The sequence below is a fragment of the Streptomyces sp. NPDC048636 genome, assembly GCF_040650655.1.
In the GTDB taxonomy this organism is placed as follows: Bacteria; Actinomycetota; Actinomycetes; order Streptomycetales; family Streptomycetaceae; genus Streptomyces.
This window is the reverse complement of sequence record NZ_JBEZHR010000010.1, coordinates 251,324-274,138: the sequence shown is the minus strand read 5'-3', so window position 1 is coordinate 274,138 and position 22,815 is coordinate 251,324. Positions and strand designations below refer to the sequence as shown.

The following is a 22,815-nucleotide window of genomic DNA, read 5'->3' as shown; positions in this document are numbered from 1 at the left end:
CCGCGAGGACGACCCTCCGCCTTGCGATCGCACGCCCCAGACGCCGCGGGGCCCGCCCTCCGGGCGAACGGCGCTACTTTCGAAACACGCCCTAGGCCCTGCTCGTGCCAGCGGCCGGGGCGGGGCCCGGCCGCTGGCCTTCGGGTCAGTGGCCGACGCGCGGCAGGAAGGAGACCATCTTGCTGCCGTTCCGGGCGACCAGCACATCCTGATAGCGCAGGAGCTGGGGCGAATCCCCGAGCCCCGGCTTGCCGGTGGCGACGTGATCGCGCCAGACCTGCTTGCCGGTGCGCAAATCGAGGCCGGACACATCACCGGTCGGGCTGTAGAAGTACACGACCCCCTGCCTCGCCGACACCACGGGAGACGCGATGCCGCCCGTCAGCGTGGCCTGATCCTCCATCCTCACGCCCACTGGTCGGGTCCACAGCGTCTCTCCGGTGGTCAGGGAGTAGGCCGAGGCCATGCCCTTCCGGGATACCGAGATCAAACGATCGCCGATGACTTCCGAGACCGCCGGGTTCCCCTCGGTCCGATAGGTGTGTGTGGTCTGCTTTCCGGAGCCGCTGATGAGGGTCAGCCGTAGGTCCTTGCCGGTCGCCTCCTTGGCCTGGGCCAGGACCATCCGGTCCCCCGAGGTGCCGAGGAGCTGCTGCCTGCCGGGGCCGGTCATGATCTTCTCGGCAGTTCCGGTGGCGGGGTCGAGTCGGAGGACGTCGGTGTCGTGCGGCTCCTCGGTGTCCCGCGTACACAGGAGATAGGGCACGCCGCTCAGCACCGCCCGCTGACACTCGGTGCCCTTGTCCCAGGTGTGGCGCCACTTCTCCTTACCGGTCAGCGGGTCGAGGGCCGAGACCGTACGAAGCGACGGGGTGTTCGCCAGCACCGCGCCGTCGATGAGCATGGCGGCCTGGTCGGTGCGGTCGTCCTGCGGCATCTCGACCGTCCACCGCACATCGCCGGTGTCGGCGTCCACCGCCAGCAGATCGGTACCGCCCCGGTAGTCCCCGTTCGGCTGCTTCGCCGCGGTGTGATTGCGGTAGGTGTAGACGACGCCATCGCGCACGGCGAACGGGTGGTCGTTCCCTCCGCCTTCGCCCTTGACCTTGACGGTCCACAGCCGCTCGCCGGTGTTGGCGTCGAACTTCGCGGCGTCGTAGGCGGACCCGGCGCAGTACAGCGCGGAACCGTCCACCAGACAGCCCCGTTCGCTGGCGCCCGGGACGCCGCTGTGCCACGGCTGCCAGCCCTGCGGCGACGCCGCCGGGCGCACCGGCCGGTCCTGCTCGGCCGCACCGCCGACCCCCAGGCCGAACACCGCCCCCACGGTGATCGCGGCAACGGCCGCCGCCGCCCCCGCGGCCTGCGAGAATCGGCGTCGGCCGCGCCGCCGGACCACCTTCTCGGCAAGGTCACCGGGCGCCCGCACCCCGTCCAGGGCGACCGCGTGCAGCGTCTCCCGGACCTTCTCCTCCACCCGCTCCGTCGTCATCCCTGGATCCCCTTCGGTGTATAGCTGAGTGACCGCGCCTGCTCCGCGCGCTGTTCGGGCCCGAGCTCCGGTACGAGCGCGCGGAGCTTGGCGAGCGACCGGTGCGCGGTGCTGCGCACCGTGCCGACCGGACACCCCAGCAGCGCCGCGACCTCGCCCTCCGGCAGGTCCTCGAAGTAGCGCAGTACGACCACGGTCCGCTGCCGCTTCGACAGTTGACGGAGCGCCGCCCACAGCGCGATCCGCAGCTCCGGGTCGGACCCGGCGTCGGCGTCCGTCTCGGACTCCGGCAGTACGGGCACCGTCGTCTCGGCGCGGTGTCTGCGCAGCCGCCAGCGGCTGACCTGCTGGCGGTACATGATCTGGCGGATATACGCCTCGGGCTGCTCGATACGCGCCCAGCGCCCGTAGGCCTTCATCAGCGCGATTTGCAGCAGATCCTCCGCCGCGTGCCGGTCCCCGCCGGTGAGCAGCACCGCGAGCTTCAGCAGCGCGGTGGAGCGCATCGCTACGAACTCCCGGAACTCGTCGTGACTCGAGTCCTTCATCGACCCTCCTGTTCTCTGCAACCCTCACGACGCGATGGGCCGCCCGCGGCTATCCATCAGGGGGTGAAATCAGTGGTGTGCGCCCTGCGCGGACCTCTGAGTAAGAACTACTCTCTCGCCTGCATGTCCTCCAGTGCAGGGTGAATGTGTTGAACTCACCCATTCTGTAGGGAAGTTGAGGCATACCACCTCGCTTCCCTCGTACACATAGGCGGAGTCGGCTCATGGATAGAAGAGGCTTTCTGCGCACCACCGCTGGAGCGGCCGGTGCGATGGCCCTCGGCGGATCCGCCGTTATCGGCGGAGCTCAGCCGGCAGCGGCTGCCAGCGATGGCCGCCTTTCCCATTGGTATCGCTCTCGAGAGGACTACCTCGAGAGCGAGGACCGATTCGCCTGGACCGACGAGTGCCAGGGTCTTGCGCGAGCGAGATACGGCGCCGAGGACTGGTGGTGGGTCGTCTGTTGCTCGACGGAAGAACTGCCGGAGTGGAGAGGAATCCACAAGCTCAACTTCCGTTGGGAGCGCGTGGACTTCCTCGCCTACGACGAGAGATGGTGGCCGGAGGGGGACAACAAAGACCACGTCGGCGCCATCCATGCGAACAACCACATCGTGGCGGGAAACTACGCCGGGCGGCTGTACGTTCCGGTCGAGCACGGGACACCGCGTGTCTGGATAACGAAGCCGTTCGGTGCCACGGACAAGGTTCCGGGGGAGATGTACTACCTGGGCGTCGAGGGGAGCGGCCGATATCAGACCAGCGCCCCGTGGTGCTCCACCGACTTGGACGATGCCCGCCATGTTGTGCCCTCGGGCGCTCCGCTGACTCCCCATGGCGCATACCTCTACAGTTCCGATGACGACACCGACATCGTGTACGGCTACAAGTACAACCGCTCGTATCCCGGCGGTGCGCCCCCCAGGTTCGGTCAGCTCCAGGCGATGCGTGCGTCCCGACTGCCGCACGCGCTGGTCAACATCGCGGGTGGGTTCGTCAAGGGTGGACGACTCCATGTCTCCCGCGAGGGGGATCCTGGCCAGATCATTTGCTTCAAGCTCGGTCGCGAAAATCCCGGCCTGGACATGTACGACCTCGATCCCATGGTGATCGAAGGCACGTACACCCTCACTGAGACCGACGACGTGGTGGATGGCGCCACGGAAATCGAGGGTCTTTGCTACGCCCCTGTCGAATGGCACGACGCCGGAGGGCATCGCTCCAAGGTCAGCATGGTGGTGCTTGACCAGAACGGCTTCACGGGACGGCAGGACAACGCCTGGATCAAGCACTACGACATGCCGGACAGCCAGGCGCCCTGAGCGTCGGTGTCACTACCGGCGCGCCCGCTGCCCGCTGCCCCTCGTCGACCCGATGGGCAGCGGGCGGTCGCACGGCTCCGGCGAGCACCTCACCGGCCACCCTCCGAGTGGTTGTCGACGACCAGGACCTCGGTGGTGAGCATCAGGGACACGACGGACGCGGCATGGGTCAGAGCGGCACGAACCGCCTGAGCGGGATCGATGATGCCCGCTTCGAGCAGGTTGCCATAGCGTCCCGCCAGTACGTCGAAGCCCACACCGGTCTCGGACTCGGCCACTTTCGAGGCCACGACGGAGCCGTCGTGGCCCGCGTTCTCCGCTATCCGCCGCAGTGGCTCGACGAGGGCATGCCGGACGACCCCGATGCCGATGGACCGGTCGTCCACCCTTCCGGGAGCGCTGTTGAGCGCCTTGGCGCTCTGTGCGAGGCAGGCGCCACCGCCGGGCACGACTCCCTCCTCGAGTGCGGAACGGGTGGCCCACACCGCGTTCTCGACCCTCGCCAAGCGCTCTTTGCGTTCCGCGTGTGTGGCGGCACCCACCTTGATGACACAGGACCCACCGGCCAGGTTGGCGGCTCGTTCGAGCAAGGTGTCCCGGTCAACGCGGTCATGAGGCAACGTCTTGCGCGCTGCCTCCGCCTTGATCTGGCCGGCTCGGAGAGCGATATCGCGTGCCGGGCCGTGGCCTGCGACGATCGTCGTGTCACGGTTCGTGACCGTCACCCGGCGGGCGCCACCCAGCATGGCCAACTCGGCCTTTTCGAGTGTGGTCCCGGTTTCATCGGCCACCACGGTCGCGCCGGTCACGGTGGCGAGGTCCCCGAGAATCGCATCACGCTGTGTTCCCGTTCCCGGGGCCTTCACCGCCACTGTCGTGACGATGCCACGTGCCGAGTTCGCGAGCAGTGCCGACAGGGCGGTGCCCTGGACATCACCGGCAATGATCAACAGCGGCTGACCGGAGCCTGACTGGAGAATCCTCTCCAGCAACGGCCTGAGAGAATCGACGGAGGAGATCGTGCCCCGGTGGATCAGGACATGGGGATGGTGAAGAACGGATTGCGCGCTGACCCTGTCCGTGGCCATCTCCGGTGAAAGGTAGCCCCTGTCGATCTTCACCCCTTCGTTGAACTCCAAGTGGAGACCGAGGGTGTGTCCCTCCTCGACGGTGATGATGCCGCCTTTGGCCATTGTCTCGACCATCAAGCCGCCGACCTCTGGATCCTTCGCCGACAGTGAGGCGACGGCGGCGAGCTCCTCCGGACCCGCGACGCGGCGAGTGACGGATCCGACATACCGGCAAACGGTCCGTACCGCCGCGTCCATCCCCTTCTTCAGACCCACCGGGTCGGCGCCTGCGGCGACATTGCGCAGGCCCTCGCGGAGCATCGCCTGGGCCAGCACGATGGCCGTAGTCGCTCCGTTGCCGGTCGCTCTCTTGGTCCGTATCGCGGCTTCGGTGACGAGCTGTACGCCGAGATTCTCGAAGGGGTCGGCCATATCGATATGCCGGGCGATCAGAAGCCCGTCACCGGTGACGGTCATGCCGCCGCCCCGCACCTTCTTGAATGCGCCGTCCTTGGGTCCGACCTCGACGTTTCCGATGACGACATTGCGGCCCCCGGGCCCGATCGTCACCTTCGCGACGTCCGCGAGTGAGTTCACGCCTCGTTGCAGCGAACGGCGCGCGGCTTCATCAAACAGCAGAGTGCTGCTCACCAGTTGACTCAAGCTCTCTCGTGTGAGGCCCGCCCTTTCGTACGGCGGCGCGGGCCGCCGGGCGGTGGGGGTCCGGCGGCATGGGGCTCCGGGCATGGGCCTTGTGTCCGCCGCTCCGAGCCTGCCAGGTCGGCGCTCGCGGACTGTAGGTAGTCGATACTCACGTGTGTGTTCGGCGGGGAGGCGCAGGTCAAAAATGCGTCGAACGCCGGGCCGGTCTCTGAGAGGGTCATGCGCGACCTGTATGCGCCGCGAAAGGAACCGCCCGTGCCCCGCGCCGTCACGCTGATCCGCTCCGCGTCCCTCTCCGACGTCGCCGAGTACGCCTACGCGGCCACGGCCCCCGCCGAAGCGCGGCTGATCTTCCTCGCCGGAGCCTGCCCGCTGAACGACGACGGCTCGACGGCGGCGATCGGGGACGTCGCCGGGCAGGCGGCCAAGGCCGTGGAGAACATGCGGACGGCCTTGGCGGAGGCCGGGGCGTCGCTGGAGGACATCATCAGCACCCGCGTCCTTGTGGCCTCCACCCGCCAGGAGGACCTGGTGGCGGCATGGGAGGTCTACCGGGACGCGCTGGGTGAGCACGACGTACCCAGCACACTGATGGGGGTCACGGTGCTCGGCTACAACGACCAGCTCGTGGAGATCGAGGCCATCGCCGCCGTACTGGATTCCTGACCGGCGGGAGGGGCTTGATGACGGTCACCCTACGGGCGGAGGCGACACCGTCCGCCGCCGCGCTCCTGCTGCGCCCGTGGCGTGAGGACGACGTCGGACCGCTGGTCGAGGCTTATCGCGACCCGACGTTGCGTCGGTGGACCAGGCTGCACGTCGAGAGCAGCGAGGACGCGGTGGCGCGGCTGGAGCTCCGGCGGCGTGGCTGGGAGACGGGCGAACTGCTGAGTCTCGCCGTGCACGAGGAGGAATCCGGCGCCGGTGAGCGGCGGTTGGCGGGCGAGGTGGTCCTGAAGCGAACCGACACGGGCCGGGAATCCGCCGAGGTCGGTTACTGGACGGCGGCCCATGCCCGCGGCCGGGGAGTGGCCCCGCGTGCCCTCGAAGCGCTCACCCATTGGGCCTTCGCCACCTTCGCGGCCGAAGGGCTGGAACGTCTCGAGCTGATGCATCAGGTGGACAACGTCGCTTCGTGCCGGGTCGCGGAGAAGGCCGGATACCGGTTCCAGGACATCCTTCCCGCCCGGCCGCCGTTCCCCCGGGACGGTCATCTGCACCTCCGCAGAGACGGTGACGGAAGTTCAAAAAGCGCTGGACAAAAAAGAGTTGGGGAGTATGGGATGGGTGGCACGTGCTGAGCAGCATGTAACGGGGAGAAATTTGTGTCATCTCATGAGGCGGGCGGTGCCGATGGCGCCACCCGGGTACCACCTCTCGACGGGGCGTCGGCGCGTCGCCGGAGCGCACCGCCACCGAACTCATCGCCTTCCGCGGGCCACCGCTGGGCGACCCGTGGGATTCCCTCGCCATCGAGGCCCCGGCACGTCCGGGCCCGGGGGCGGTTCCCCACGTGTGGGTGCACAGTGAACCGGCGGTCGGCGATTCACTGATACCGACGGCCGGTTGAGCCCGGTGTGCCCTGCCCGCAGCGGTAGGGGCACCTTTCGCGCGGCGCTCGACGTCGACGACACGTCCTGGGCGCGGGGCCGCGGCTGAGCCTATGCGGGCCCTCCGTTGGGCCCTCGGCTCGTCCTTGCCCGTCCCCGAAACCGCCCCTGCCCCGGCCCGTAGTCAACGCGCGTCACCAGCGCGCCGCGACCGCTGGCCATGCATCCGTGGCGGGTCGGCGTGCCATGCCCGGACGGGGCCTCCCCCGCGAGAGCGAACATCCCGGCGCCTCCCCACGGCGGCGGGACGGAAGAAGAAAGGAAAGGCTCATCAAGAACAGCCAGGAAAACCCGGAGAACCCCGGCAACCGCCTCACCCGTGGGAAGGGCAAGGCCGCACGCGCGGTGTTCGTATCGGCCCTCTCCCTCGGCCTCGCCACGGCGGGCACGGTCGCCTACGCGGCCCAGAGCCGGGCGACGACCGGGGACTCCGGAAACCAGACGAGGATCATCGGCGGTCACGACTCCACCGAGAACTACTCGTTCATCGTCTCGCTCCAGAAGCAGCGCGGCGACGACCCCAACGGCCACTACTGCGGTGGCACCCTCGTCGCCTCCGACTGGGTCCTGACGGCGGCCCACTGCGTCACCGGGAACGGCGGCGTGAACGACCCCAAGCCGTACCACGTGCGGATCGGCTCCCTCGACCGCACCAAGGGCGGCGAGGTCGCCAAGGTGAAGAAGTTCGTGGTCCACCCGGACTACCAGATCTCGGACGACAAGGGCAGCGCCCACGACCTCGCGCTGATCCAGCTCGCCTCCAAGGTCTCGAAGAAGCCCGCGCCGCTGGCGGTCAAGACGCCCGCGGCCGGGGAGACCATCAAGGCGACGGGGTGGGGTTACACCAAGGCGACGGGCAACGACCCCTCGCAGCTCCCGGTCAAGCACCGCGAGGTCAACCTGCCGGTGCTGGCGTCGGACACCGACAAGTGCGCCTCCAACCCGACGGACGGGGACGCCTGGGGTATTCGTAAGGGCGACTTCTGCACCGACAACCCGGGCGGCAAGGCCGGGACCTGCGGCGGCGACTCCGGCGCGCCCGCGCTGGCCAAGGCGGACGGCCGCTGGCGGCTCACCGGCGTGACCAGCCGGTCCGTCGGTGACTGCGCCTCGACGCCGGACATCTACCCGAGCGTCGCGGAGCACCAGGAGTGGATACACAGCCACATCGGCTGATGTCCCACCTCGGATGAGCTCGGATGGGCTCGGATCACGGAGGGGGCTCCCACACCGGCCAGGTGTGGGAGCCCCTCTTTGAGCAACCGGGCCGTGGCGGGCGTACTGGGAGGGGGCACCGTCGCCCCCTGACGCCGGGGAGCAGCCCGGCACCACCCGTCCCGACCCGGAGGTATCCCACCCGTGGCCATCACCGAGGCGCCCCCGCCCCAGGGGGAACGGCGCGAGGCGGACGGGGCGCGGCGGCGGCAGTCGGCTTCCTCACTCGTCCTGACCATGCTGCTGCTTCTGGTGGTGGTGGCGCAGGGGCCGATCCGGCGGGTGCTGGCCGCGCCCGCGATGGAGAGCTGGATGACCGTGTTCGTCGCGGTCGTGGTCCAGGCGCTGCCGTTCCTGGTGCTCGGCGTGGTGTTGTCGGCTGCCATCGCGGTGTTCGTCCCGGCGTCGTTCTTCGCGCGGGCGCTGCCGAAGCGGCCCGCGCTCGCGGTGCCCGCGGCCGGGGTGGCCGGGGCGGTGCTGCCCGGATGCGAGTGCGCCTCGGTGCCGGTGGCCGGGGCGCTGGTGCGCCGTGGTGTCACCCCGGCCGCGGCGCTGGCGTTCCTGCTGTCCGCACCGGCGATCAACCCGATCGTGCTGACCGCCACCGCCGTGGCGTTTCCCCGTGAACCGCGGATGGTGGTCGCCCGGTTCGTGGCGAGTCTGGTCGTGGCGTGCGCGATGGGCTGGCTGTGGCACCGGCTGGGGCGCACCGACTGGCTGCGGCCACCGGCCCGCCCGTCGGCCGAAGGGCTCGGCAAGGGCGCGGCGTTCTGGGCGTCCGTACGGCATGACGTGATGCACGCCGGTGGCTTCCTCGTCGTCGGCGCGATGGTCGCGGCCACGCTCAAGGCCGTGGTCCCGGCGGGCTGGCTGCGGGCCGCGGCCGATCAACCCGTGGTGTCGGTGCTGGTGCTGGCGGTTCTCGCGGTGCTGTTGTCGATCTGCTCCGAGGCCGACGCGTTCGTGGCCGCGTCCCTGTCGCAGTTCTCGCTCACCGCGCGGCTGGCCTTCCTGGTCGTGGGGCCGATGATCGACCTGAAGCTGTTCGCGATGCAGACCGCCACCTTCGGGCGCGGGTTCGCGCTGCGGTTCGCGCCCGCCACCTTCGCGCTGGCCCTTGTGGTGGCGGCCCTGACCGGGGCGGTGCTGCTGTGAACCGGCAGGCCCAGGCGGCCGTGTTGTTCCTGACCGGTGTGGCGCTGCTGCGGGCCGGGTTCACCGATCTGTATCTGCGGTACGTCAAGGCCGGGTTGCGGCCGCTGCTGCTCGCGGCCGGGGTCGTGCTGATCGCCGCCGCCGTCGCCACCGTCTGGTACGAACTGCGCGACCGGCGCCGGCCACGCGGCCCGGGTGCCGCCCAGCCCTTGGCGGCCGAGAGCCGCCAAGAGGCCGGGCCGGCCCGCGACGCCGAGGCGCCCCGCGGGGCGGGGGAGTGCCACGGCGCCCAAGTGGCGCACCATGCCGAGGTGGCTCGCGGCGCGGGGGCGGTGCGCGGCGCGGGGGTGGCTTGTGGCGTTGAAGCGGCTCGCGACGCTGAGGTGTCCCGCGGGGCGGGGGAGTGCCACGGCGCCCAGGTGGCGCACCATGCCGAGGTGGCTCGCGACAGTGAGGTGGCTCGCGGCGCGGGGGTGGCTCGCGATGCCGAGGTGGCTCGCGGCGCGGGGGTGGCTCATGACGCCGAGCCATCGCGCGACACCGAGTCACCGCGCGGTGCCGGGCGGGGTCACGGCGCCGCCCCGCACGGGCATCGTGAACCCCGTGTCTCCTGGCTGCTCGTGCTGCCCCTGGCCGCGCTCATCCTGGTCGCCCCGCCCGCCCTCGGGTCGTACACCGCCATGCGCAGCGGTACCGCCCTGCAACCCTCCTGGGGCTATCCCGACCTCCCCGGCCGCGACAGCGGCGACTCCGTCCGGCTCGGGCTCGCCGACTACGGCGGGCGCGCGGCGTTCGACCACGGGCGCTCGCTCGGCGACCGGCGGATCACGATGACCGGTTTCGTCGCCCTCGACCGCGGCGGCGCACCGTACCTCGTCCGCATGGTCCTCAGCTGCTGCGCCGCCGACGCCCAGCCCGTCAAGATCGGGCTCGCCGGGCGGATTCCACCGGTGCTGCAACCCGACTCCTGGTTCGAGGTCACCGGCCGCTACACCGCCCGGCGGGCCAAGGACCCCGTCAACGGCGGTGCCATCCCGTATCTGAGGGTGGACCGGATGCGGCCGGTCCGCGCCCCGCACGATCCGTACGAGAGCTGGGGCGGCTGAGCCCAGCTCACGGGCACCACAACACCGCCCCCCGCGCGGTGTCCCGCGCTGTGCGACGCTGGAGCCCGGTCCGCGCGTACGGTGCGCGGCTGGTACACGAAGTGAGGCTTTCGGCGTGCACAAGCCCCGATGGAAGACCGCGGGGGCAGCCCTTCTGCGGGTGACGGCGGTGTGGGCGGTGTCCACGCTGACGATGCTGGCGCTGGCCGGGCTGCTGCCGGACTTCCGCCTCAAGTCCGACGACGGCGACAGCACCACCCGGATCGCCATCACCGCCGCGAGCGGGGCGGGGGCGTTCGGTGTGCTGAGCGCGCTGGTGTGGCCGCTGCTGGTACGGGCGTTGCTGCTGATGCCCGCGCTGGTGCTGGGCCTGCTGGTGTTCGTGCTGAACGGTTCGATGCTGCTGCTCGCGCTGAGCCTGCTGCCCGACGGACGCGGCGCCGTCGAACCGGAGACCGCGATCGTCGTGGCGGCCGTGATGTCGGCCGCGTCGTCGGCCACCAGCACCTTCCTGACGGTGCGGGACGACGGCGCGTACCGGCGGCGGCTGGCGCGGCTCGCGGACCGCAGACGGCGGCGGCTCGGTGAGGACGGCGGCCGGGCGCTGCCGCCGGGCACGATCTTCCTCCAGCTCGACGGGGTGGGCCACGCGGTGCTGCGGGAGGCGCTGCGCGCACGGGACGGCAGAGCGCCGCTGATGCCCACGGTCGCCCGATGGGTGGGCGGCGGCCACCGGATGATGCCCTGGCGCACCGACTGGTCCAGCCAGACCGGCGCCAGCCAGCTCGGCATCCTGCACGGGTGCAACGAGGACGTGCCCGCCTTCCGCTGGTACGAGAAGGAGACCGGGGAGGTGATGGTGAGCAACCGGCCGACCGGCGCGGCCGAGTTGCAGCGCAGAGCGGCGGCCGGGGCGGGGCACGAGGGACTGCTGACGGTGGACGGCGCCAGCCGGGGCAACCTGTTCACCGGGGGCGCGGACCAGCTCGCGCTGGTGCTGTCGGTGGCGGCCCGGCGCGGCAGGCACAACCGTTCCCGGTCCGGCTACTTCGCGTACTTCTCCGATCCGGCCAACGCCACCCGCACCGCCGTGTCGTTCCTCGCCGAGGTCGTCCGGGAGCTCGGCCAGTCCACCCGGGCGAAGCTGCGCCGGGAGCGGCCACGGGTGAAGCGCGGCGGGGCCTACCCCTTCATCCGGGCGTTCGCCACGGTCGTGGAGCGGGATGTGGTGGTGGCGGCGGTGATCGGGGACATCCTCTCCGGGCGCACCGCCGTCTACGCCGACCTCGTGGCGTACGACGAGGTGGCGCACCACTCCGGGCCGCGCAGCCGGGACGCCAGGCAGGTGCTGGCCCGGCTCGACCGGTCGATCGCGCTCATCGCCAAGGTGGCCGAGCGGGCGCCGCGCGGGTACCGGATCGTGTTGCTGTCGGACCACGGGCAGAGCCCGGGCGCCACGTTCGCGGGGGCGTACGGGCTCACCCTCGAGGACCTGGTGCGGGCCGGATGCGGGCTGCCGGTGTCCCGGCGGGCCGGGCGTACGGAGAGCGGTGCGGAGGCACGCGGCGCGGAGGCGCGCGAGGCGGCGCGGGCGGCGCTGCGGCGGCCGGAGAAGGACGGGGAGGGGCGGGGGACGCCGGGCCGGACGTCCGACCCGGTCGTGCTCGCCTCCGGCAATCTGGGGCTGGTGTCCTTCCCCGATGTGCCCGGCCGGATGACCCGCGAGGAGATCGACGCCCGCCACCCGGCGCTGCTGCGCACCCTCGCCGACCACCCCGGAGTCGGATTCCTGCTGGTGACGTCCGCGACGCACGGCGCGGTGGTGCTGGGGCGCGGCGGCGCGGAACACCATCTGGACACCGGGCGGACCGTCGGGACCAGTCCGCTGACGGCCTTCGGACCGGGCGCGGCGGCGGCCGTCCGCCGCACCGCGCACTTCTCCAACACCCCCGACATCATGGTCAACTCCGCGTACCACCCGGAGACCGGCACGGTGCACGCCTTCGAGGGGCAGATCGGCTCACACGGCGGACTCGGCGGGGAACAGGGCCATCCCTTCCTGCTGTGGCCCGCCGAGCTGAGCCCGCCCTTGGCGGAGGGGGAGGAACTGGTGGGCGCCGAGCGGGTGCACACCGTGCTGCGGAGGTGGCTTGCGGAGGCGAGCGGTCCACAGATCCCGCAGGTCCCGGACGTCCCGCAGATCTCCGAGCCGCCGGAGGAAACGCGGTTGAACGGTGCGGCCACCGCACCATTTCCCGTGGTCAGCCGGGTTGCGCCGAATAAAGGCCGGTGATTTGGGTGCGCCATACATCGTCCATGACGATGTGCGCATGCCCGACCAGCACCACCCGCGCCGCTTCGGCCTGCCCACGGCGACAGCACTCGTCATGGGGAACATCATCGGAGGCGGCATCTTTCTGCTGCCCGCGTCCGTCGCCCCGTTCGGCACCCTCAGCCTGCTCGCCTTCGTCGTCCTGACGGTCGGCGCCATCGCGCTCGCGCTGGTCTTCGGGCGGCTGACCGAACGCGATCCGCGCACCGGCGGTCCGTATGTGCACGCCCGCGCCGCCTTCGGCGACTTCGCGGGCTTCCTGTCGGCCTGGTCGTACTGGACGATGACCTGGGTCAGCAACGCGGCGCTCGCGGTGGCGGCGGTCGGCTACGTACACGTCCTGATGCCGGGCCACGACAGCGAGGGCGTGAACCTCGGAGTGGCGCTGCTGGCGCTGTGGCTCCCGGCGCTGGCCAACCTGGCGGGGACCCGCTGGGTCGGCGCGGTGCAGATCGTCTCCACGGTGCTCAAGTTCGTGCCGCTGTTCTTCGTCGCCGTCGTCGGGCTCTTCTTCTTCGACCCGGACAACCTCGGCGCGTTCGACGAGACCGGCAGCGGCGCGGTCGGCGGGCTGTCGGCCGCGGCCGCGATCCTGCTCTACAGCTATGTGGGCGTGGAGTCGGCGTCGATGAGCGCGGGCGAGGTGCGCGACCCGGAGCGCAACGTGGGCCGGGCGAGCGTGCTCGGCACGATCGGCGCGGCCGTGGTCTATCTGCTCGGCACGGTGGCGGTGTTCGGCACCGTCGCCCACGACGACCTGGTGAACTCCACCGCCCCGTTCTCCGACGCGGTGAACGCGATGTTCGGCGGCGCGTGGGGCGGCACGGTGATCGCGGCGGCCGCGGTGGTGTCGATCGTCGGCGCGCTCAACGGCTGGATCCTGATGAGCGCGCAGGCCCCCTACGCGGCGGCCCGGGACGGGCTCTTCCCGGCGGCCTTCGGCACCAGGCGGCGCGGTGTGCCGACCTTCGGGGTGTTCGTGGGGGTGGTGCTGGCCTCGCTGCTGATCGTGGTCAACTACACCTCCGGCTCGGGAGGGCTCTTCGAGATCCTCGTCCTGATCACCACCTTCTCGGCCACGGTCCCGTATCTGCTGGCGGCCGGCGCGCAGCTGTACTTCCTGCTGTCGGGGCGGCGCGAGGACGTGCGGACGGGACGCTTCGTCCGGGACGTGACCCTGGCGCTCGCGGGCTTCGGCTTCTCCTTCTGGCTGGTCGCGGGGGCGGGGTACGCGGCGGTGTACCAGGGTGTGCTGTTCCTGTTCGCGGGGGTTCCGGTCTATGTGTGGATGGCGGCGCGCCGCGCACGCGAGGCGGCCGCCGCGCCGGAGCCGTGCCCCTCGGCCGGGGTGGCCCCCGAGACCACCCCGATCCCGGCCGACTCGCTCACCTGACCCGAGACCGGGCCACGCCCGCGCGCCCGCCCGGTGCCCGCCGCTCGTGGCACGAGGGCCCGATTCCTGAGCCGCGCCCTGGGCGTCGTGCTGCCGCTCCGCCCGTCGCCGGCTGGCGGTCCGGTGGTCTCCGCTGTGCGTCGTGATGCGCCACCCGGCGTCCACCGAGCGGGCCGGGCACGCGGCGCCGCCGCCCGTGCGCCCATGGGGCAGGGCGCTCATGGGCGTCTGCCCAGGGCCGGGGAGTCGGGCGCCGCAGGTGTCCCAGGACCATCGGCGGCCCGGCTCGACGTCGCCCGGTGCGCCGTATCACCGGGCCGCTCCGTGGGCGTCGGCCGGGGCGGCGATCGACCCGGCCACCGCGGGCCGTGAGCCACGGCGCCCCGGTGGGCCGGGCCCCGCGCTCGCGCGAGTGACGGCGCGGCGCCCCCGCCCCCGGCCGGACGTCCGGGGCGCGACCGGGCGTGGCTCGCGAGGGACGCCGGGCCCGCTCGCCGTCCCGGCCCGAGGCCGGGCGCCCGGGGCGGAACGGGTGTAAGCAGGATGTATGCGCGCTCGGCTTGACTTCACCCGTCGTGACGGGTCACGACGGCGGCCGCCGCCCGCGCTGTACGCCATCCCCGTGGGCATCCTGCTCGTGATCACGGTGATCGACGTCAATGCCCCGCCCCATGTCCATCTCGGCCCCTTTCTGATCGCCGCACCGGCGATCACCGCGTCCTTCGCGAGTGCGCGCGGGACCGCCGCGATCGGGGTGCTCGCCGTGATCGCGCAGATCGTCATCGGGATCCTGCACGGCGGGCTGACCACCGCGAACCACCAGGCGCAGATCTCCGCGCTGATCGTGATCTCGGCGCTGGTGGCCAGTTTCCGGTATGCGACCGATCGCCACCGGCGGCGGTTGCGGCAGGTGAGATCGGTGGCCGTGGCAGCACAGGAGGTGCTGCTACGGCCGCTTCCGGGCCGGGTCGGACCGCTTCGGATCGCCTCCGTGTACATCTCGGCCGAGGAGGAAGCCCAGATCGGCGGCGATCTGTATGCCGCCGTACGGGGCGAGGAGGCGACCCGGCTGGTCATCGGGGACGTACGCGGCAAGGGGCTGCCCGCGGTGGGGGACGCCGCCGTGCTGATCGGCGCGTTCCGGGGGTCCGCGTACCGCAAGCTGTCGCTGCCCGGGCTGACCGCCCACCTCGGCCAGGCGGTGCGCTGGAACTGGCGGCATACGCCCGGGCGCGACCAGGACGCCCTGGAGTCGTTCGTGACCGCGGTGGTGCTGGACGTCTACGACGACCGGCCGGTCGTCGACATGATCAACTGTGGCCATCCGCCGCCCCTGTTGCTGCACGGTGGTGCGCTCCATCCGGTGGACGGCTCCGACCCCGCGCTGCCGCTGGGGATGGCGGACTCGTCGGACGGCGACTACACGATCGATGCGTTCACCTTCGAGGACAACGATCTCCTGGTGCTGTACACCGACGGCTTCGTCGAGGCCCGGGACGCCGGCGGCACGTTCTATCCGATGACCGAGCGGCTGGCGGGCCGGGACTGGGGCAGCCCGGAGGAGCTGGTGCGCTACCTCCACGACGATCTGCTGCGGTATGCCGGGGGCAGGGTGAACGACGACGCGGCCGTGGTCGCCATCGCCCGCTGCCCGGAGGAGTCCTCTACGGCCCCGGCCTGAGACGTCCCGCTGAGGCGTCCCGCTGAGGCGTCCACCGGCCGCTCACCGTCTTCCCGCGTCGGCCGACGGGGCGGGGACGGGTGCCCCCGGGCCGCCGGGGGAATCCGGCGGTATCCGGCGCGACCAGCGGCCCGCGATCACCGCGCACATGACCGGGGCCGCCCGCCTCATACCGACGCCGGGCGCCGGTCGGGCCCGTGGTGGCGGCTGATGTTCCGCTCCAGCAGCTCGGTGGCGCCCCTGATCCCGACGGCCCCCGTCTCCTGGGTGTCCGGCAGCCGTCCGTCGGCGTGCTTCAGATCGACCAGCGCGCCGTCGATCGCACCGTGGGCGGCGAACAGACACGGGGTGCTGTAGATGGCCACATTGACGTCCAGGTCGGAGAGTTCGGACAGCGACAGCCGCGGCGACTTGCCGCCCGCGATCTGGTTGAACAGCAGCGGCTTGTCCCCGACCACCTTGCGGATCCGCCGGATCCACTCCACGCTGCGCACCCCGTCCACGAGGACGACGTCCGCGTCCGTCTCCGCGAGGGCCGCGGCCCGCCGCAGGATCTCGGACTCCTCGGTGGCGTCCGTCCGCGCCACCACGACCAGTTCCCGTCTGCTGCTCAGCACCAGTTCCAGCTTGGCGAGGTAGTCCTCGAGCGGCAGGATCAGCTTGCCGTCCGCGTGACCGCACCGGCGCGGCCGCCTCTGGTCCTCCAGAATGACTCCGGAGGCCCCGGCCCGCTCCAGCCGCTGCACCACATGGCAGGCGACTTCGGGGTCCACATAGCCGTCGTCGATGTCGACCAGCAGATGGTGCTCGGGGAAGGCCAGCCGCAGCCGCTCCACAAATGCCAGCATGTCGGGCCAGGCGATGAAACCGATGTCCGGAAGCCCGTAATGGGACGCGGCGAAGCCGAATCCCGATACGAAGAATCCATTGTAGTGCTGGGCCGCGATGGAGGCCGAGTACATGTCGTAGATACCGATGAGCGGTGTGGTGCGAGGCGATCCGATCGCTTCTCGCAGCTCTTTGCCGTAGCACATGGTCCAGAAGATGCCGGGGGCTCCTTGCAATCCGGTCGAACGTGCCTTGAGGCGGCGCACGGCGGGCCGCGACGGCGGCTTGGCAGCGGCTTGGCGGCCACAACAAACCACCCCCGCATGCCGAGTCGGACGTGGGGTAGGCGCAACATGTCTGTCCAGTGAAAAGAGTTGCCTGTGCCGGTCACGACCGATTCCGAAGCCCCCGCCCCGGCCGCCGATGCCGCCGTCCGTCACCCTCGGTTGCTGCGGGCCGTCAAGCGCCGCAAGAACCCGCCGCTGCGCCGCAGCGATATCCTGGTCACGGAGGAGAGAGCGGTCCGGAAGGCCGTGAAGGCGGCGGCTCTGGGAAATGCCATGGAATGGTTCGACTTCGGGATCTACAGCTATCTCGCGGTCACCATCGGCAAGGTCTTCTTTCCGTCCGGAAATGGTACCGGCCAAGTCCTCTACTCGCTGGCGACGTTTGCCGTCGCGTTTCTCGTACGGCCGCTCGGCGGACTGTACTTCGGGCCACTCGGCGACCGCATCGGGCGCAAGAAGGTCCTCTCCCTCACCATGATCATGATGGCGTCCAGTACGCTCGCCATCGGACTGATCCCCGGATATGCCACCATCGGACTCTGGGCGCCCGTCCTGCTCATCCTCTTCCGGATGCTCCAGGGCTTCTCGACGGGCGGTGAATACGGCGGGGCATCCACGTTCATCGCCGAGTACTCGCCCGACAAACGCCGTGGATTCTTCGGCAGTTTCCTGGAATTCGGCACCCTCATCGGCTACACCGCCGCCGCCGGAACGGTCACGGTCCTCACCGTGACGCTCTCCGACTCCTCGATGCAGTCCTGGGGCTGGCGCGTTCCGTTCCTCGCCGCCGCCCCGGTCGGGCTGATCGGTCTCTATCTGCGGCTGAAGCTGGATGAGACGCCCGCCTTCCGGAAGCTGGAGGAGGACGGCGCCGGTACGGCCGAGGAGCGGGACACCCCGCCGTTCTGGCAGGTGTTCCGCGGCCAGTGGCGGGTGATGGTGCTGTGTGTCGCCCTGGTGGCCGCGTACAACATCACCGACTACATGCTGCTGTCCTATATGCCGACGTATCTCTCCGACACCCTCGGTTACAGCGCCACCAACGCCCTGGTGTCCATCATCGTGGTGATGCTGGTGCTGATGGCCGCCATCACCTTCGTCGGCCGCCTCTCCGACCGCATCGGCCGCAAACCGCTGCTGATGGCCGGTTCGGTCGGCTTCCTGGTCCTCGCGGTGCCCAGTTTCCTGCTCATCAAGGAGGGCAGCGCCGTCGCGGTGTTCACCGGGCTGCTTCTGCTGGGGCTGTGTCTGCTGCCGTACGTCAGTGTCATGTCGGCGTCGCTGCCCGCGCTCTTCCCGACCGATGTGCGCTACGGCTCGCTGTCCATCGCGTTCAACATCTCCGTCTCGCTGTTCGGCGGCACCACTCCGCTGGCGATCGAGAGCCTGGTCAGCGGCACCGGCGATGATCTGATGCCCGCCTACTACACGATGGCCGCGGCCCTCGTCGGCATCATCGCCACCGCCGTGATGAAGGAGACCGCCCGTAAGCCGCTGGAGGGTTCCCCGCCCGCCGTGGCCACCAAGGAGGAGGCCATCGAGCTGGTGGCGGCCCAGCGCTCCTGACCGCCCCGCTTCCGACCGCCACCATGACCTCAGAGGTCATCGACCCGCCCGGCGGCCCTGCGGCAGGGTGAGGGCAACGGATCCCGGGCCGGCGCACTCCGGCTCGGGATCCGGTCCCTGACCAGCAGCATTCCTGTTGAGGAGCGTGTTTTTCCGATGACCTACGACTACGACGCCGCCGTCGCCCGCTACTTCGAGGCGTGGAACGCCACCGACGCCGACACCCTCGCCAAGGCCGTGGCCGCCGCCATGACCGAGGACGCCGGTTACACCGACCCGCTGTCCGAGGTCCGCGGCCACGGGCAGCTCGCCGCCCTCATCGCCGGGGCCCATGAGCAGTTCCCCGGCTTCGAGTTCCGCCACACCGGCACCGCCGACGGCCACCACAACATGGTCCGATTCACCTGGGAGCTGGTCGCCACCGCCGACGGCTCCGCGCCGGTCGCCGGATTCGATGTGATCACCCTGGCCGAGGACGGCCGGATCCGCTCCGTCCTCGGTTTCCTGGACCGCGTCCCTACGGCGTGAGGAGCTCCCCCAGGGCGGCCGCGGTCTCCCGGTCCGCCGGGAGGAAGGTCTCGATGGCCAGCTCGGAAACGGTCACGTCCATGGGGGTGTTGAAGGTGGCGATGGTGGAGATGAAGGAGAGCACCCGGCCGCCGTGCTCGATCATCATCGGGAGGGCGAACGGCGCGTGGCACCGGGCCGTGGCGCTCTCCCGGCCGCCGCGCTCCGGCAGCGGATAGCCCATCACCTCGTCGTGGATCGCCCGCAGCGCGGGGGAGCGCAGCACCGAGAGCTGGCGGTCCATCTGGTCCAGCAGATGGCCGCGCCACTCGAGGAAGTTGTGGATACGGGGGGCCAGGCCCTCCGGGTGGAGGGTGATGCGCATCGCGTTCAGCGGGGGAGTCAGCAGATGCTCCGCGACCCCCTCCAGCAGCATGGCGATCCCGCGGTTGGCCGCCTGCACCTCGTAGGTGCCGTTCACCACCAGCGCGGGATACGGCTCATAGCCCGTCAGCAGCCGCTCCATCCCCTCGCGCAGCGTCTCCATCGACGGGTCGTCGACCGCCCGCTCCGGGAACTGCGGGGCGTAACCCGCGGCGAGCAGCAGCGCGTTGCGCTCGCGCACCGGCACCTCGAGATGGTCGGCGAGCCGCAGCACCATCTCCTGGCTGGGCCGGGAACGGCCGGTCTCGATGAAGCTGATGTGGCGCGAGGAGGAGTCGGCGCGCAGCGCGAGCTCCAGCTGGCTGATCCGCCGGCGGCTCCGCCACTCGCGCAGCAGCTCGCCCACCCCGGCCGACGTGGCAGTTGTCATGGGAGGAAGGTAACCGAACGCGGCGGGCGGAGGTGGCAGGGTGGGAGGCGCTGATCCACCGTCCAGGACGAAGGGAATGCCATGGCAGTCGAGCCACTCGGCCAGCAGGAGATCCAGGACCGTCTCGTCTCGCTTCCCGGCTGGTCGTGCGGAGACGACCTGCTCTCGCGCCACTACGCCTTCGGCGGCCATCCGCCGGCGGCCGCGCTGGTCGCGGAGATCGCCCGGATCCAGGAGGAGCTGGGCCACCACTCCGAGATCACCCTCGGCTACAACACGGTCGGGGTCACGGTGAACACCCACAGCGTGGGCGGCAAGGTGACCGAGCTGGACTTCGCCCTCGCGGCGCGTATCGAGGCGGCGGCCTCCGCGCATGGAGCGCGCACCGCGTGAGCTGACCAATCCGCCGTCCGTACGGCCCCGAATACCCGGTGGAAAGTACACCGGTGGCCGGTCGGCGGAGTGCGGACGCCGACGGCCCTGCTCCAGGAGGCAGACCGATGAGCGACGTGGCCGCCGCCCTCGCCCCCTACGCCGAGCGCCTGCTCGGCGCCCCGCTCCCGGTGCGGCTGTGCGCCTGGGACGGCAGTGAGGCGGGGCCGCCGGGAGCGCCCCGGGTGCGGCTGCGCTCCCGGCGGGCGCTGCGCGGGCTGGTGTGGCGGCCCACCGGACGGGGGCTGGCCGAGGCGTACGTCGGCGGTGATCTCGAGGTCGAGGGCGACCTCACGGAGGGGTTGCGCGCCCTGTGGCACGCGGTGCGCGGACGCGACGCGCCGCCGCCCGGAGCCGCGCTGGCCGTCCGCGCCACCGCGGCCGCCACCGTCGTCCGGCTCGGCGTCGGTGTCGGCGCCGTCCGGCCGTTCGCCCGCGCCGCCGCGGCCACCTCCGCGGGTCCGGACGTCACACCCGAGTTCCACGAACGGCTGCTGGACCCGTCCATGGCCCTGTCCTGCGCCTACTGGACCCGCCAGGACCCCGCGTACCGGCTCGCCGACGCCCAGCGCGACAAGCTGGACGTCATCTGCCGCAAACTCAACCTGATGCCCGGGGCCCGGCTGCTGGACATCGGCTGCGGCTGGGGAGCCCTCGCCCTGCACGCCGCCGACCGCTACGGCGCGCAGGTCACCGCCGTCACCACGGTCCGCGAGGAACGTGACCTGCTGGCCGGACGGATCCGCGAACTCGGCCTGGGCCACCGGATCGACGTCGAACTGGGCGACCACCGCGCCCTGCGGGGCGGTCAGTACGAGGCCGTCGCCTGTGTCGAGGCGGGTGAGTACATCGGCGACGAGCAGTACCCGGAGCTCGTCCGCACCCTGCACCGGATGCTCCGCCCCGGCGGCCGGGTCCTGGTCCAGCAGATCTCCCGGCCGTCCCCGGCGGCCGACCCGGGACCGCCGCTCGCCGCATACCTCGCCCCCCGTCTGCGGATGCGCCCGCTCGGGGAGACCATCGCCCTGCTGGAGCGGGCCGGTCTCGAGGTGCGCGCCTCGGAGTCGCTGCGCGAGCACTACGTCCGCACGGTCACCGCCTGGCGCGCCACGCTGGAGGCGGACTGGGAGGGCTTCCGCCGTCTCGTGGGCGAACCCGCCGCCCGCGCCTGGCGGTTGAGGCTGGCCGGGGTGGCCCTCGCCCTGGAGGAGGGCCGGATGGGCCTCGACCAGATCCTCGCGGTCCGCCCCACCGACCGCGGCTCCAGCTGTATGCCGGTCACCCCCGAGACCTGGTACCCGGCCCCCACACCCGCCTGAACGGGCCCGAAGGGGCGCGGGGAACGGCGCGCCCGGCCACGACGCGGCCGCGGACACCTGACGGCACCTCGCGCCACTTCCCGCGGAGCGCTCACGCGTGGGTGCGGGCCTGTCGGAAGCGGACCAGGCCCGCGGCCAGGTCGACGAGGGGGTCCGGGTAGTCCAGGCGGGACCGTTCGTCCTCCGGAAGGCGCCAGGGCGTATGGACACGCGGGCCCTCGACCCCCGCCAGCTCCGGGACCCAGCGGCGCACATACGCGCCGTCCGGGTCGAAGCGCTTGGCCTGGGCGAGCGGGTTGAGGACGCGGTTGGGGCGGGTGTCGGTGCCGGTGCCCGCCACCCACTGCCAGTTGAGCTGGTTGTTGGCCATATCGCCGTCCACCAGCAGGTCCAGGAAGTGCCGGGCGCCGATCCGCCAGTCCGTGTACAGCGTCTTCGTCAGGAAGCTGGCCACCAGCAGCCGCGCCCGGTTGTGCATCCAGCCCTCGTGGCGGAGCTGCCGCATTCCGGCGTCCACCAGGGGATAGCCGGTGCGGCCCGCCTTCCACGCGGCGATCTCCGCCTCATCGGCACGCCACCGGTCCTGGCGGGCGCGGTAGTCGGTGTGCGCGGCGTCCGGGCGGGCGGCCAGCACCTGATGGTGGAAGTCCCGCCAGGCGAGCTGCCGGACGAACGCGTCGGCGCCCTCGCCCCCCGACTCCCGCGCCCGGCGCACCAGTTCCACCGGTGACAGACAGCCGAAGTGGAGGTAAGGGGAGAGCCGGGAGGTGGCGTCGGCCGCCAGATCGTCGTGGTCGTCGGCGTAACCGCCGAGCCCCGACCGCCGCCAGGCGTGGAACCGGCGGCGCCCGGCGGTCTCGCCGCCCTCGGGCAGCCCGGGGGAGGGAGTGCCCGGAGCGAACGAGGACACCGCCGACAGCGGTTCCGAGCGCAGGCCCGGCAGCTCCGGCACCGGTACGGCGCGCGGGGCGGCCAGCACCCGCCGCGGTTCGACCCCCTGCCAGGCGCGGAAGTACGGGGTGAACACGGCGAAGTGGTCCTTGCCCGCCGGGACCACCTCGCCCGGTTCCACCGCCGTCACCACCGCGCCGTGCACCCGCAGCGCCCGTCCGTCCGCGGCCAGCGCCTCCCGCAGCCGCGCCTCGCGCCGCGTCGCGTAGCCGCTCACCCCGCCCGCGAGATGGACCTCCGCGGCGTCCGCCCGGTCCGCCACCCGGCGGATCTCCGCCACCGGATCACCCTTACGGAGGAGCAGACGGCCGCCGCGCGTCCGCAGCGCCGCGTCCAGGTCGGTCAGGGCGTCCGCCAGGAACGCCATCCGGTTGGGCACGGCGAACCCCGTACGGACCAGTCCGGGGTCCAGTACGAACAGCGGAACGACCTGGTCGGCGGAGCGGAGCGCGGCGTGCAGCACGGGGTTGTCGCGCAGTCGCAGATCGGAGGTGAAGACGGCGATCGAAGAAGTCACCCCGTCC

The 22,815-nt window shown here is 71.5% G+C and carries 18 protein-coding genes and 2 pseudogenes; 14 read left to right on the top strand and 6 right to left on the bottom strand.

All coding sequences use genetic code 11. From position 1 onward, the window contains the following. Positions 1–145: 145 nt before the first annotated feature. Together AB0C66_RS26190 and AB0C66_RS26185 are read right to left on the bottom strand one after the other, a co-directional pair. The gene (locus AB0C66_RS26190; protein ID WP_362443292.1) at positions 146–1,492 is read right to left on the bottom strand and encodes a PQQ-binding-like beta-propeller repeat protein; all 1,347 of its coding nucleotides are present in this window, start codon (positions 1,490–1,492) and stop codon (positions 146–148) included. Beyond that, positions 1,489–2,040, bottom strand: coding sequence for a SigE family RNA polymerase sigma factor (locus AB0C66_RS26185; RefSeq protein WP_362443289.1), 552 nt, complete (start codon positions 2,038–2,040; stop codon positions 1,489–1,491). Before AB0C66_RS26185 ends, AB0C66_RS26190 begins: the two co-directional genes overlap by 4 nt. 224 nt (positions 2,041–2,264) lie before the next feature. Here AB0C66_RS26185 and AB0C66_RS26180 point away from each other — a divergent pair, with 224 nt between their 5' ends. Continuing rightward, positions 2,265–3,362: a hypothetical protein gene (locus AB0C66_RS26180; RefSeq protein WP_362443286.1), complete on the top strand. Its 1,098-nt coding sequence runs from the start codon at positions 2,265–2,267 to the stop codon at positions 3,360–3,362. Between the two features lie 89 nt (positions 3,363–3,451). Here AB0C66_RS26180 and AB0C66_RS26175 read toward each other — a convergent pair whose 3' ends face one another. Next, positions 3,452–5,083: a molecular chaperone GroEL gene (locus tag AB0C66_RS26175; protein WP_362443283.1), complete on the bottom strand. Its 1,632-nt coding sequence runs from the start codon at positions 5,081–5,083 to the stop codon at positions 3,452–3,454. A 267-nt stretch (positions 5,084–5,350) separates the two neighbouring features. Here AB0C66_RS26175 and AB0C66_RS26170 point away from each other — a divergent pair, with 267 nt between their 5' ends. From AB0C66_RS26170 to AB0C66_RS26130, 9 genes and pseudogenes are all read left to right on the top strand, one after another. Beyond that, complete coding sequence (locus AB0C66_RS26170) at positions 5,351–5,761, top strand: RidA family protein (RefSeq protein ID WP_362443280.1); 411 nt, start codon at positions 5,351–5,353, stop codon at positions 5,759–5,761. 17 nt (positions 5,762–5,778) lie between these two features. Continuing rightward, positions 5,779–6,396 carry a GNAT family N-acetyltransferase gene (locus tag AB0C66_RS26165; protein ID WP_362443277.1) on the top strand — a complete coding sequence of 206 codons (618 nt, stop codon included), beginning with the start codon at positions 5,779–5,781 and terminating at the stop codon, positions 6,394–6,396. 495 nt (positions 6,397–6,891) lie between these two features. After that, the gene (locus AB0C66_RS26160; RefSeq protein WP_362443275.1) at positions 6,892–7,881 is read left to right on the top strand and encodes a serine protease; all 990 of its coding nucleotides are present in this window, start codon (positions 6,892–6,894) and stop codon (positions 7,879–7,881) included. A gap of 183 nt (positions 7,882–8,064) precedes the next feature. Continuing rightward, positions 8,065–9,075: a permease gene (locus AB0C66_RS26155; RefSeq protein ID WP_362443273.1), complete on the top strand. Its 1,011-nt coding sequence runs from the start codon at positions 8,065–8,067 to the stop codon at positions 9,073–9,075. Continuing rightward, positions 9,072–9,254, top strand: a pseudogene (locus AB0C66_RS26150) (TIGR03943 family protein); the annotation flags it as partial. The gene AB0C66_RS26155 and the pseudogene AB0C66_RS26150, both read left to right, overlap by 4 nt. A gap of 381 nt (positions 9,255–9,635) precedes the next feature. After that, positions 9,636–10,181: pseudogene (locus AB0C66_RS26145) on the top strand (TIGR03943 family protein); the annotation flags it as partial. 115 nt (positions 10,182–10,296) lie between these two features. Continuing rightward, positions 10,297–12,474, top strand: coding sequence for a phage holin family protein (locus AB0C66_RS26140; protein WP_362443270.1), 2,178 nt, complete (start codon positions 10,297–10,299; stop codon positions 12,472–12,474). A gap of 37 nt (positions 12,475–12,511) precedes the next feature. Beyond that, the gene (locus AB0C66_RS26135) at positions 12,512–13,906 is read left to right on the top strand and encodes an amino acid permease (RefSeq protein ID WP_362443267.1); all 1,395 of its coding nucleotides are present in this window, start codon (positions 12,512–12,514) and stop codon (positions 13,904–13,906) included. 547 nt (positions 13,907–14,453) lie between these two features. Next, a complete protein-coding gene (locus AB0C66_RS26130) occupies positions 14,454–15,587 on the top strand; it encodes a PP2C family protein-serine/threonine phosphatase (RefSeq protein WP_362443264.1) in 1,134 nt (377 codons plus the stop codon). A 167-nt stretch (positions 15,588–15,754) separates the two neighbouring features. Here the strand turns inward: AB0C66_RS26130 and AB0C66_RS26125 are convergent, their stop codons facing one another. Continuing rightward, positions 15,755–16,621, bottom strand: a complete 867-nt coding sequence (locus AB0C66_RS26125; protein WP_362443261.1) for an isocitrate lyase/PEP mutase family protein — start codon at positions 16,619–16,621, stop codon at positions 15,755–15,757. A gap of 174 nt (positions 16,622–16,795) precedes the next feature. Here AB0C66_RS26125 and proP point away from each other — a divergent pair, with 174 nt between their 5' ends. Beyond that, the gene (gene proP, locus AB0C66_RS26120) at positions 16,796–18,268 is read left to right on the top strand and encodes a glycine betaine/L-proline transporter ProP (RefSeq protein ID WP_362443259.1); all 1,473 of its coding nucleotides are present in this window, start codon (positions 16,796–16,798) and stop codon (positions 18,266–18,268) included. Positions 18,269–18,424: 156 nt separating this feature from the next. Then, positions 18,425–18,796: a nuclear transport factor 2 family protein gene (locus AB0C66_RS26115; RefSeq protein WP_362443257.1), complete on the top strand. Its 372-nt coding sequence runs from the start codon at positions 18,425–18,427 to the stop codon at positions 18,794–18,796. Here AB0C66_RS26115 and AB0C66_RS26110 read toward each other — a convergent pair. Continuing rightward, positions 18,786–19,589, bottom strand: a complete 804-nt coding sequence (locus AB0C66_RS26110) for a helix-turn-helix transcriptional regulator (RefSeq protein WP_362443254.1) — start codon at positions 19,587–19,589, stop codon at positions 18,786–18,788. The genes AB0C66_RS26115 and AB0C66_RS26110 overlap by 11 nt on opposite strands. Positions 19,590–19,670: 81 nt before the next feature. Between AB0C66_RS26110 and AB0C66_RS26105 the strand changes: the two genes are divergently transcribed. Beyond that, positions 19,671–19,982 (top strand): 4a-hydroxytetrahydrobiopterin dehydratase, encoded by a 312-nt coding sequence (locus AB0C66_RS26105; RefSeq protein WP_362443252.1) that lies wholly within the window; start codon positions 19,671–19,673, stop codon positions 19,980–19,982. 107 nt (positions 19,983–20,089) lie between these two features. Next, positions 20,090–21,340, top strand: coding sequence for a cyclopropane-fatty-acyl-phospholipid synthase family protein (locus tag AB0C66_RS26100; protein WP_362443249.1), 1,251 nt, complete (start codon positions 20,090–20,092; stop codon positions 21,338–21,340). A gap of 91 nt (positions 21,341–21,431) precedes the next feature. Here the strand turns inward: AB0C66_RS26100 and AB0C66_RS26095 are convergent, their stop codons facing one another. Next, entirely contained in the window at positions 21,432–22,808 is a 1,377-nt protein-coding gene (locus AB0C66_RS26095; RefSeq protein ID WP_362443246.1) for a deoxyribodipyrimidine photo-lyase, read from the bottom strand. Positions 22,809–22,815: the final 7 nt, after the last annotated feature.

Bases quoted from the DNA above. Each gene is read 5' to 3' on its own strand.
- AB0C66_RS26160 (WP_362443275.1), top strand. From the start codon at position 6,892: ATGCCCGGACGGGGCCTCCCCCGCGAGAGCGAACATCCCGGCGCCTCC.
- AB0C66_RS26190 (WP_362443292.1), bottom strand. From the start codon at position 1,492: ATGACGACGGAGCGGGTGGAGGAGAAGGTCCGGGAGACGCTGCACGCG.
- AB0C66_RS26110 (WP_362443254.1), bottom strand. From the start codon at position 19,589: ATGACAACTGCCACGTCGGCCGGGGTGGGCGAGCTGCTGCGCGAGTGG.
- AB0C66_RS26100 (WP_362443249.1), top strand. From the start codon at position 20,090: ATGAGCGACGTGGCCGCCGCCCTCGCCCCCTACGCCGAGCGCCTGCTC.
- AB0C66_RS26105 (WP_362443252.1), top strand. From the start codon at position 19,671: ATGGCAGTCGAGCCACTCGGCCAGCAGGAGATCCAGGACCGTCTCGTC.
- AB0C66_RS26165 (WP_362443277.1), top strand. From the start codon at position 5,779: ATGACGGTCACCCTACGGGCGGAGGCGACACCGTCCGCCGCCGCGCTC.
- AB0C66_RS26125 (WP_362443261.1), bottom strand. From the start codon at position 16,621: ATGTGCTACGGCAAAGAGCTGCGAGAAGCGATCGGATCGCCTCGCACC.
- AB0C66_RS26135 (WP_362443267.1), top strand. From the start codon at position 12,512: ATGCCCGACCAGCACCACCCGCGCCGCTTCGGCCTGCCCACGGCGACA.
- AB0C66_RS26130 (WP_362443264.1), top strand. From the start codon at position 14,454: ATGCGCGCTCGGCTTGACTTCACCCGTCGTGACGGGTCACGACGGCGG.
- AB0C66_RS26185 (WP_362443289.1), bottom strand. From the start codon at position 2,040: ATGAAGGACTCGAGTCACGACGAGTTCCGGGAGTTCGTAGCGATGCGC.
- AB0C66_RS26180 (WP_362443286.1), top strand. From the start codon at position 2,265: ATGGATAGAAGAGGCTTTCTGCGCACCACCGCTGGAGCGGCCGGTGCG.
- AB0C66_RS26115 (WP_362443257.1), top strand. From the start codon at position 18,425: ATGACCTACGACTACGACGCCGCCGTCGCCCGCTACTTCGAGGCGTGG.